A 9915-nucleotide genomic window follows, 5' to 3' on the forward strand; every position below is an offset into this window, starting at 1 on the left:
TTCCGTCTGCGGTTAACAATTTGATCGTATTCCAAGAGGGTGATCACTACGTCAATGAATTCTCAAACGAAGCGCTACGCCGATGACCACTGGTCCTGATTTGAAGGACCTATGACACCATGTGTGTTTCAATCTTCGCAGGGCACGCGTGTGAATAGGAACGCTCCAAGATCAGCGGGAATTGGCTCGGATCGCTTTGTGCGCAATACGCAGATTTTCGCGGCCTGTCCGTCGATATGTCTGTATCCGACTATGCTGTCATAGAAAAATTCGCCATTGACCACCATACACTGCATGGGCGCAACTCCGACGCACGGCACTCTATCGGCGGCAATCTCGAACACCAGTTCTTCCTCATCATTGCCGGCATTCGCGCTTGGCACCGGAAACGCGCAGATGGCCGCCATGATCCAAGTCGTCAGGCATCCGAAACATTTCGATTTGCTCATAGGAATACATGTGCCTCATGCTTGTTGAGTGTTTCCGACGCGGTATCGGCTGCCGAAGACAAAACGCTTCGACTCCAACAGCTTAGTTCTGAATCAAAGAAACCCCCGGATGTTCAGGTACAGGCATGTTCAGAACCTCGGGATTTTTCAAGATACCTGCGTCCAGTACAGGAAGATCAGCGGTCAGTTTCTGGTGCGCATCTTCGATCGCATCCGCCAGATCGGCGACAAGGCGGGTTTCAACCCCATCACGGGCCACCAGCGCGGCGACGACAGATATCGTTGAGATCTGTCGACCCGGTTGCCCATATGGCCCCATGTCAATCTCGACCACTTGGTATACCGGGTTTTGGTTGAGGAACTCTGTAATGCCGGGGCCCACGACCGAGACCATTGTCGCCTCACACCTGTCCAACGCCTGTTGGATCAGTTGATTTGGATGCCCCAGCACAAAGATACTTGCGTCGATGCGCCCCTCGCAAAGCTCTTGCAGGGCATTGGAAGGCTCCAGTTCGTAGGTCGTGCCAAACAAATCCAGCCCGAGCCCCATTTGGTCAAGAAAGCTTCGAATAGACGCGTTCCTGCCGGATGCAGATCGCCCGATATCCACGGCCTTGCCGCGCAAATCACGAATTGTCCGGATACCTGAGCCTGGTGCCGCCAAGATCGTCACCGCCTCTTTGAACAGGGGGGTAACGACGCGCAGGTCGTCCATTGCCCCATCTTCCGCGAACAGGGTCGTGCCTTCGAACGCAGCTTGTTGCCAGTCCGACTGCGCGATCGCAAAATCCAGCTCACCTGATTGCATCATTTTTAGGTTGTAAACGCTGCCCGGAGTAGGTTCGGGACTGCATCTTCGCAAGGAGTCGTCGCGTGCGTTGAAAGCGTCGCAGATCGCACTGGCAACAGGGAAATAATTGCCCGCAACGTTTCCTGATCCGATGCTGAAGACCTTGACCTCTTGAGCGGTCAAAAATCCCGGGAAAAAAAGGGAAATACCCAGGAAAAAGCCGAATAACCGTTTTGTCATTGTCCGAACCAATCGTATTATTTAAAGGGTATTAACAAGTGGCAGGGATATGCCTGATTTCATTTATGACATCCCGACCCGAAGCTTGGCTATATGGTTTGTTTTGATCGCTCTTGCTGCGGTTGTAGTCGGGTTGTTTATCGTCAAACCCATTCTTCGTATTCTTCTGGGAACGGGCCCTGATTTCAACTCATCAATTAACTACGTGACCTCCGGGTTCAGCCTTTTTTACGGCCTTTTGCTCGGTCTGTTGACGGTTGCGGCTTACCAGAATTCCGAACGCACCAAGGAAAGCATCCTGCTCGAGGCAACATCGCTCGGATCGCTTTATGCGCAGCTCAACGTCTATGCCGAACCCTACCGCAGCGAAGTGAAGCTGATCATGCGGGACTATGTGCTCTACACCATCCACACTGAGTGGCCTGCCCACCAAGAAGGCCAGATTCTGAACGGCGGTTACAATCGCGCAGAGGCTATTCGCCGCAAGCTGGCCGAGTATTCCCCCGAGACCGGGGCCGAGCAAATCGTGCACACCGAAGTTGTGTCATCCTTTCAGGACTTTTCCGACGCACGGCAGTTGAGATTGGCCGGAGTTGGAACGGCAATTCCCGACGTGCTTTGGCAGGCTGTTCTGGTAGGTGCCGTAATCAGCATTCTGTTGATGACCATGTTTCGGATCAGGATCCGGCAGCACCTTGTTCTGGGCAGCATCACGGCGGTTTTTCTGGGTGTGATCCTCTTCGTTATTGTAACGCTTGACCGACCCTTGCGCGGTGGCGCGGCGCTGCAACCTGAACCCTTCAGGCTTCTCTGGAGTCGCCTGATGGTCTGGGATGAACCCCCGGGCGAGAGGTTCTGACATGGCCAAATTCGACGTTACAAATGTTGAGGGGATGCGCCAGTTGCGTATGCATCTGGATGAGGAAACGGTTCAGGCCGCCCGGGGCGCGTTGTCGAACTTTCGCGGTGACATCTCCTTTACGCCCAGGCTGCCCGGGGTGGGTGATATTTTTCGCAATATCTTCGCCCGTGAATCCCGGATCAGGCCATATTACAGCGGGACCGGGACAATCCATTTACAGCCATCGCTTGCCGGGTTTCACGTGTTCGACATTCAGCCCGATGAGAAGTGGATACTGGAGCCCGGCGAATACTGGGCGAGCGAAGGATCGGTAAAGCTTGGCCTGCACCGAGACCCGATGCTGGCAAGCTGGTGGGCCGGTGATGGCCTATTCGCCTGGAAGACAACATTGCGCGGTGCCGGCAAAGTAGCGATCAACGCGCCGGGACCGGTCGAAGAGATTTCGGTTACGGATGGAGAGCTCAAAGTGCAGGGCCGCCTTGTTTTGGGCCGTACCACGGGGTTGAAGTTTCGGTCCGTGCGATCGGCGAGGTTTCCCAGGAACCTCATTTCCGGTCAGACCCGGCTGCGGTTGTTTGAAGGAACCGGAAAGGCGCTGGTGTCATGGACTCCTTACTGGAACGAGTACCTGCATAATCAGATGAGCGGTGGGGACCATATCCAGGGCTCTTTGTTTGAATAGCACAAGGGCGCTCTTGGTACGTTCAATTAGCTATTTCTGTGATCATCTCAGCGGGAAGGCGTCCGGGGTGATTAGACCTGTCTCTTCCACGATCCAGTCACGTGATATCAGGTTGTCCTTTGCAGAACTGGATATTTCGCCCGACACATAGAGCGCGACCGAGCCTTCGCTCACCTCTGTAAGATTTGCAGAGAATGTATCCAGCGTTTCAGTCCAACTCAGGTAATTCACCGGGGCCATGACCACAGAATTCCCATGTCCGCCAACGCCAATGATTGTGCCCTGTACTTGCAAACGGTTCAGCGGTTCTTTGGTTAAATGATATGTTCTGAACATGTCTAACGTCTGCACAAGGAAACGCGCCTGACCTTCGGAACCCACACTCAGGATCAACGGAAGAACTTCTGCCCTGGCCTGCACGCCGTCAAGCGAATGCAATGAAGCCGCCACCACGGCTTGCATACTGAGCGTGTAATAACTGTGCCGTAAAAAGCGGTCGACCTGATTGCGCGGTACACCGATGGACAACAGCGTTTCCCCAACCTGCACACGCAGATCTCCGGGGGCGGTGTCCCAGACCCAATCGCTCAGCCGCGAGGATGATGACAGGATCAGCCCGCCCGGAACAAGACTGGTCAATACGTTGACGCCAAGCCCGCCGGCAAAGGCGGCCCATGTGACCTCGTCCAGACGCGTGGCCAGCAATTGATTGGTGGTGTAGGGATCGACACCCAATTCCTTGGCCAACCGGCGGCGTTGTTTGTCAAACCCGAGGATATTGACCGCAACATCGCCGCCAGCGCGCGCGACGTTCTCAGTAAAGCTGCCCTGCGGGCCGGCCTGTTGATCCGCTGCGCCGCCGGGAAGTTGGGAAACGCTCTCGGGATCAACGCCCGGCAAATTGCCCTCTCGGACATCCCCCAGTTTTTGCAGTCCCGTCTTGGCCGACCGTCCTGTGCGTTTAAAAAACCTCCCGATCCCTTCTGGCACACCTTTCAGAGTTTCCTTGGGCTGCTTGGCAAATTGGCGCAGGTTTTCGAAGGTTTCTCCGGCTGTTTCCTCAGCTGCATTGATGAACTGCTGATCGTTCTGGATGTGATCAAGTGCGGCCAAAGCGCGGATTTCGGTCAACCGCGCCTGCAACATGCCCGGGCCCGAAGCCGAAAATTGTCCGAACCCGGTATCGATGCGGTAGGTCGCCATGAACCCATCAGTCGGAACCTGTTCTTCAATGCGATAAATCTCTGTCGAAAGCGGAATGTCCGGAACGCTTTTTTGCGCAGACAATAGGGGCGGCTCTTCATACTCGGCGCTATGCGCGATGTTTGACAGAAACAGCAGCGCAACTGAGATCGCCTTGATGAGTTTCATTCGCTCGATCCTTTCTTGCCCATGCCAAGATGGCTGATCAGGTTCAGAACACCGACCAGCCAAGCCGATGTGCCAATTCTTCGACGGCCTTAATAGCCAGAACAGAATTGCCTTTCTTGTCCAGCCCGGGGCTCCATGCGGCGATAGATCCTACGCCGGGGACAATGGCGACAAGCCCCCCGCCGACCCCGCTTTTGCAGGGCAATCCAATCCGAAACGCCACCTCGCCCGAGGCATCATAGCAGCCGCAGGTCATCATCAGGGCGTTCAGGCGTCGGACACGTTCTGGTGTGACGCCCGCGTTTTCGGCGTCAGCGCCTTTCCCCCCGGTTGCCAGAAACCGTGTGGCCATCGCGAGCTGATAGCAGCTCATCTCGATGCTGCATTGGCGGAAATAACTTTCGGTAACCTCGGTTACGTCGCCACGAATGTTGCCCTCGGCAAGCATGAAGTAAGCCAAGGCTCGGTTGCGATCTCCCGTCGCAACCTCGGAGGCAAAGACGTCTTCGTCGACCGCGATATCCGGTGCGTCTGCCAGACGTTGGCAAATCTCAAGAACCGGATGGGATGCAGCCTGGCAGGATTGATGCTCCAGAATCACGTCCGAGACGACAATCGCGCCGGGGTTGATGAACGGGTTGCGGGGTTTGCCGCGCTCAAATTCAAGCTGAACGATCGAGTTGAACGGATCACCCGACGGCTCGCGCCCTACGCGCCGCCACAGCGTCGCCCCAACATGCCCAAGCGCCACGACCAGAGCGAACACTTTAGAGATGCTTTGGATGGAAAACGGCACCTCAGCGTCACCCGCAATGATCGGTTCTCCGTTCAACGGTGCAAACGTCATACCAAACCGGTTCAGCGGGAAACGCGCCAGTTCCGGGATATAGCTTGCCGCCTCACCGCGATCAGTCTCGCTCGCCATTCGGGCGGCGATATCGTCCAGAACCGTCTGGATTGCTCTGGTATCAAGTGGATTGGGCATCTTCGTTCCAGATTTTATGCGAAACACCTTCGGTTGCCCCTTCGAAATCTTCCAGAACAAAAGTCGGTTCCTGCCCTGCCCGTCTCTGACCAAAGTAGTCCTTGGTTAGTCGATACACGGTCCCGGACAACAACAGGATTGCGGTCAGGTTTATAACAGCCATCAGACCCATCGCAGCGTCCGCGAAGTTGAAGACTGTCGCGACGGTTTGCAGTGCGCCCCACACAACCATCGCCAGACAGGCCGCTCGCAGCGCAGTCATCGGGGCCTTGCCCTCCAGCCCAAGAAAAACCATGGCGTTTTCAGCGTAAGAGTAGTTCCCGAGGATGGAGGTAAAGGCGAAGAAGATGATCGCAATTGCAATGAAATATGTACCGACCGGTCCCAAGTGAACGTCGAGCGCGTTTTGCGTCAACTGCATACCGGTGATCTCGCCGTCGATCACGCCGGACAACAGGATCAAAAGCGCTGTTGCGGTGCAGACAAGGATGGTGTCAACAAAGCATCCGAAAGCCTGCACCAAACCCTGACTTGAAGGATGATGCGGCGACGGGGTTGCGACGGCCGCGATATTGGGGGCCGATCCCATGCCAGCCTCGTTGGAAAATAACCCGCGTTTAATGCCGTTGAGCATGGCCGCCATCACACCACCGGCCACACCGCCCGAGGCCTCTTGCAAGCCAAGCGCGCTGGATACGATCAGCCACAGCAGCCCCGGCACTTCGGTAATATTCAGCACCATTACGATTATCGCGATCAGAAGATAGCCACCCGCCATGAACGGCACCAAAATTTCGGCGACGCGGGCAATGGTCTTGATCCCGCCAAATATCACGATTGCCGCGCCTGCTGCGATACCGAGGCCAACCCACAGCTTTTCGATCCCAAAAGCCCCGTTTAGCGCCTCGGCAATCGAGTTCGATTGAACGGCAACAAAGATCAGGCCGAAGCTTAGGATCAGGCAGACCGAGAACACGGCTCCGGCCCAAGGAGCATTCAGCCCTTTCGAGATGTAAAAGGCTGGGCCGCCGCGAAAATCTCCATTCTTGGTCGTCACCTTGTAAAGCTGTGCCAGGGTGCTTTCGGAATAGGCCGTTGCCATACCGACCAGCGCTACCATCCACATCCAGAAGATTGCTCCGGGTCCGCCTAAGGTCAGGGCCACCGCGACACCCGCCAAATTCCCGGTGCCAACGCGCGACGCAAGGCTGACGGTCAGTGCCTGAAACGGTGTGATACCGCGCTTGTCGGTGCTGGGGGCTGCGGTGATAACGCGCAGCATCTCGCCGAAATGCAAAAATTGCAGAGCACCGATTCGGATCGTGAAGAAGAGCCCTGCCCCCAGCAGTCCATAAACAAGGACATAATTCCAGAGAATGCCATTCAGACCATCAACAAAGAAATCCATCAACAAACCTCAATCAATATCAGCCTCCGGTAGTATATCAGAAATTCGATAGGTCACTTCCCGATGTACCTTTGCACCTCGGTGTCCCATGCAGGGCTTTTCCGCACAGAAAGCAAAGCGCGATTGAGAACCTCGACATATTCGCTCTCATCCTGCAAGGCCAAGGCATAGTTCTGTTCTTCGAACTCATAGGGCAGCACTTCGAGGTCCTCGAAACGACCCTGTTCGCGGCCACGCAAGATTTCGTACTTCAGGGCGGGTGCATCCATGACAACTGCATCGACACGGTCCGTTTCCAAGCTGGTGACCACCTCTGTCAGAGTGTCAAAGGTGCGCGCAGCGATGCCGGATCGTTGCAGGTATTCTGCCGACGTGGATGCCGCCAGTGTCGCAACACGAACCTTGGCCAAATCCTCTGGCGTGCGGATTTCAGAGCGGATTTGTTCGAGCGTAAACGCGCTGGCAAGAATGGCCGTGATACTCGCAACCAGAATTGTACTGCTCACAGCCAGCACCGCAGATAAAATACGTGCAGTCGGTGTTTTGAACTCGTAATAGCGAATGGGACCGCGCGTCACGAACAGCAGCCCGATGACCAGAGCCTCCATCACTTTCCCACCTCGGGTTTTCATCGCGTAGAGCTTCGAGTTGATCTTATGCTCAAGCAGATAAAAGATGCCGCCAACCACAGCTGCCGCGCCGAAGACGATGATGATCGCAGTCAGAATTCGCGGACTCAGAAGGAATTGCCGGATCGAACTGAGATAGCTGGCCTTCTTTATCCCAATCGCCTTGTGGGTCTCAAAAAAGGAATGAGAAAAGTCGACCAGTTCTTCGCGCTCCGGCGTGATCGAAAGGCAGGAGACACCAACTGCGGATCGACCGGCGGCGACACTGTCGATCATGTCACCGAAATTCATGACAGAAATGTCGTACGCAATGTCCAATTCCCTGGCGACGCGGTCCCACAAGAAAATGGCCAGCCCATCCAGGTTGTCACCTTCCTGCATCACGAAAGGTGGACAAACCGCTGCAGCGATTGGCACCGAGCCTCTACTATCCTGTGCTCTGCCGTTGTCGGGCAATAATGCCAAAGTGAACAGCACAGAAATACTCAGGATCAAAGAAAATTTACGTTTCATACTCAGATCATTGAAAGAAATTGATTTTCCGAAGAACGAGTTTCGGAGTTTTTTCGAACCAGTATTTGGTCCGTGGTTTCAATGCGCCCGCCATCACCAAATCCTACAGCCGGTTCGCCGAGAAGGTGTCGCAACTGTTGGGGTCCCCGGTTTCATATCCCCGATAGAACCAGCTTTGCCGTTGCTGACTTGTGCCGTGAGTAAAGCTGTCCGGAACCACCACGCCCTGTTGCGCGCGTTGCAAAGCGTCATCTCCAATAGCGGCTGCGGTGTTAAGAGCTTCTTCGATATCACCGGACTCAAGTACGCCAAACCGCTGATCAACGGCGCGGGCCCAGACACCGGAATAACAATCAGCCTGAAGCTCCACGCGCACCGAAAGGGCGTTCGCCTGGGATTGGCTGGACTGGTTTTTGGCTCGATTTACCTGTTCCAGAACGCCAAGGCTGTTCTGAACATGATGGGCCACTTCATGCGCGATCACATAGGCTTTGGCAAAGTCGCCGCGCGCGCCGAGGCGCTGTTCCATGACCTGAAAGAAAGACGTATCCAGATAGACGCGCTGATCGACTGGGCAATAGAACGGACCGGTCGCGGACATGGCACGCCCGCAGGCTGAATGGGTCCGGTCCGCAAATAAGACCAGGACGGGGGGCGTGTATTGAATGCCGGAGTTCCGGAATATCTTTGACCAGATTTCTTCGGTATCGGCCAGGATGACGGCCACAAATTCTTCGGTTTCGTCGTCAATCTGCACCGGCGCATTCGCTTGCGGCGCCGAGAGTTGACCACCACCGGTCAAAAACGGGGTCACATCCACGCCCAGGAACAACCCGACGACAACGACCACGATCAATCCAAGACCGCCGATACCAGCACGGGACGTACCGCGCGACCCATGGCGTCGGTCGTCGATGTTTTTGCTTGTACGTCGTCCTTTCCAGCGCATGCGGCCTCCGAACAATTCGGGTAGTCTACCACAATTTTCACGGTTCCCCGATCTACGAGGTTTGAACGGGGAACCGATCCGGGCTTCCAAAGCCTGAGGCAGTGACAACCGTAACTAATGGACGATATCGGGTGTCACTTCGCCACCACTCAAATTGCGCTCAGTGTATTGGAACGTCCGAATTCCTCAACCGTCGATACCGGCAGTATCGCGTGCTGTTTCGGCCGGAGTGCAACGATTGCTCACCCCGATCGTTGCCTGCTGGACTTGGCGTTTCGCAGCCTTTTCCGGTGTGCAATCCGGGTCCACCACGTCGCAGCCAGCAAGCGCGACTACAGCGACCATCATCACGCCTCCAAGTGTTTTAATCATTGTCTGTTCTCCTTCTTTTTGTTCAAAATCCTGCCAGCCGTTCGGCCAGCCAGAACGCTGCAATGCATCCGATGGGATATCCGAGAAATTGGCGCGACGGGCCTTGCGCCAAAGACCAGCCCCAAACCGCCTGCGCCAATTTCCTGACCATCAAGAACACGCCCAGTACGGCAAAGATGAAGGTGAGCTGTCCCGCTTCAACGCCGAGGTTAAAGGCCAGCAAGGCCGCCGGGATGTCCTGTTCTGGCAGGCCGATCTCGGCCAGCGCCCCGGCGAAGCCCAGACCGTGCAGCAGGCCGAACCCAAAGGAAATCACCCAGGGGAAGCGACTGGCCAATGTCTTGGGTTTGTCCTCTGACCGCAGCACTTCGGTCGCGAGAAAGACAATCGACAGGGCAATCACGGCCTCAACCGGTGGACCCGGGACGTTCAGCACGCCAAACGTGGCCAGTCCCAGCGTGATGGAATGCGCGACGGTGAAGGCAGTCACCGCCCAGATCAGCTGACGCAGGTTGCGGATCAGAACCAGCAAGGCGAAGACAAACAGCAGGTGATCCCAGCCTTCGACGATATGTGTCAACGGCGGTGAGAAAGTCTGCCATTGGGCGGAGCAAAAGTCGTCCACTGTTTGGGTTACCGGCGCCTTGGCAAACGCGCTCCCAAAT

11 protein-coding genes are annotated in these 9915 nt (G+C 55.7%); 2 read left to right on the forward strand and 9 right to left on the reverse strand.

The annotated features are described in order from the left end of the window. Positions 1-128: 128 nt before the first annotated feature. Both ACR0LN_RS05790 and ACR0LN_RS05795 read right to left on the reverse strand, forming a co-directional pair. Positions 129-449 carry a DUF4377 domain-containing protein gene (locus tag ACR0LN_RS05790; protein WP_480428330.1) on the reverse strand — a complete coding sequence of 107 codons (321 nt, stop codon included), beginning with the start codon at positions 447-449 and terminating at the stop codon, positions 129-131. Positions 450-531: 82 nt separating this feature from the next. After that, positions 532-1479, reverse strand: a complete 948-nt coding sequence (locus tag ACR0LN_RS05795) for a TAXI family TRAP transporter solute-binding subunit (RefSeq protein ID WP_480428332.1) — start codon at positions 1477-1479, stop codon at positions 532-534. A 49-nt stretch (positions 1480-1528) separates the two neighbouring features. On the opposite strand from ACR0LN_RS05795, the gene ACR0LN_RS05800 reads away from it, so the two are divergent. Together ACR0LN_RS05800 and ACR0LN_RS05805 are read left to right on the forward strand one after the other, a co-directional pair. Beyond that, complete coding sequence (locus ACR0LN_RS05800) at positions 1529-2338, forward strand: bestrophin-like domain (protein ID WP_480428333.1); 810 nt, start codon at positions 1529-1531, stop codon at positions 2336-2338. 1 nt (position 2339) lies between these two features. Then, on the forward strand, positions 2340-3023 hold the full coding sequence (locus ACR0LN_RS05805; RefSeq protein WP_480428334.1) for an AIM24 family protein: 684 nt from the start codon (positions 2340-2342) through the stop codon (positions 3021-3023). A 42-nt stretch (positions 3024-3065) separates the two neighbouring features. On the opposite strand, the gene ACR0LN_RS05810 is transcribed toward ACR0LN_RS05805, so the two are convergent. The 7 genes from ACR0LN_RS05810 to ACR0LN_RS05840 form a co-directional block, all read right to left on the reverse strand. Then, complete coding sequence (locus ACR0LN_RS05810; protein ID WP_480428336.1) at positions 3066-4394, reverse strand: hypothetical protein; 1329 nt, start codon at positions 4392-4394, stop codon at positions 3066-3068. Between the two features lie 43 nt (positions 4395-4437). After that, positions 4438-5379, reverse strand: a complete 942-nt coding sequence (locus ACR0LN_RS05815) for a glutaminase (protein WP_480428337.1) — start codon at positions 5377-5379, stop codon at positions 4438-4440. Further along, a complete protein-coding gene (locus tag ACR0LN_RS05820) occupies positions 5363-6787 on the reverse strand; it encodes an alanine/glycine:cation symporter family protein (protein WP_480428338.1) in 1425 nt (474 codons plus the stop codon). The genes ACR0LN_RS05815 and ACR0LN_RS05820 overlap by 17 nt, the downstream gene beginning before the upstream one ends. Before the next feature lie 53 nt (positions 6788-6840). Then, complete coding sequence (locus ACR0LN_RS05825; protein ID WP_480428339.1) at positions 6841-7929, reverse strand: transporter substrate-binding domain-containing protein; 1089 nt, start codon at positions 7927-7929, stop codon at positions 6841-6843. Between the two features lie 103 nt (positions 7930-8032). After that, on the reverse strand, positions 8033-8878 hold the full coding sequence (ypfJ, locus tag ACR0LN_RS05830) for a KPN_02809 family neutral zinc metallopeptidase (RefSeq protein WP_480428341.1): 846 nt from the start codon (positions 8876-8878) through the stop codon (positions 8033-8035). Positions 8879-9064: 186 nt separating this feature from the next. Beyond that, positions 9065-9250 (reverse strand): hypothetical protein, encoded by a 186-nt coding sequence (locus ACR0LN_RS05835; protein WP_480428343.1) that lies wholly within the window; start codon positions 9248-9250, stop codon positions 9065-9067. Between the two features lie 22 nt (positions 9251-9272). Continuing rightward, a partial coding sequence (locus ACR0LN_RS05840) for a HupE/UreJ family protein (protein ID WP_480428344.1) occupies positions 9273-9915 on the reverse strand: 643 nt, incomplete at its 5' end.

Source organism: Ruegeria sp. AA6 (assembly GCF_056542865.1).

What these genes read in the sequence shown, in the direction of transcription:
- ACR0LN_RS05810 (WP_480428336.1), bottom strand. Translation starts at nt 4,394, where the DNA reads ATGAAACTCATCAAGGCGATCTCAGTTGCGCTGCTGTTTCTGTCAAAC.
- ypfJ (WP_480428341.1), bottom strand. Translation starts at nt 8,878, where the DNA reads ATGCGCTGGAAAGGACGACGTACAAGCAAAAACATCGACGACCGACGC.
- ACR0LN_RS05795 (WP_480428332.1), bottom strand. Translation starts at nt 1,479, where the DNA reads ATGACAAAACGGTTATTCGGCTTTTTCCTGGGTATTTCCCTTTTTTTC.
- ACR0LN_RS05800 (WP_480428333.1), top strand. Translation starts at nt 1,529, where the DNA reads ATGCCTGATTTCATTTATGACATCCCGACCCGAAGCTTGGCTATATGG.
- ACR0LN_RS05825 (WP_480428339.1), bottom strand. Translation starts at nt 7,929, where the DNA reads ATGAAACGTAAATTTTCTTTGATCCTGAGTATTTCTGTGCTGTTCACT.
- ACR0LN_RS05805 (WP_480428334.1), top strand. Translation starts at nt 2,340, where the DNA reads ATGGCCAAATTCGACGTTACAAATGTTGAGGGGATGCGCCAGTTGCGT.
- ACR0LN_RS05820 (WP_480428338.1), bottom strand. Translation starts at nt 6,787, where the DNA reads ATGGATTTCTTTGTTGATGGTCTGAATGGCATTCTCTGGAATTATGTC.
- ACR0LN_RS05790 (WP_480428330.1), bottom strand. Translation starts at nt 449, where the DNA reads ATGAGCAAATCGAAATGTTTCGGATGCCTGACGACTTGGATCATGGCG.
- ACR0LN_RS05815 (WP_480428337.1), bottom strand. Translation starts at nt 5,379, where the DNA reads ATGCCCAATCCACTTGATACCAGAGCAATCCAGACGGTTCTGGACGAT.
- ACR0LN_RS05835 (WP_480428343.1), bottom strand. Translation starts at nt 9,250, where the DNA reads ATGATTAAAACACTTGGAGGCGTGATGATGGTCGCTGTAGTCGCGCTT.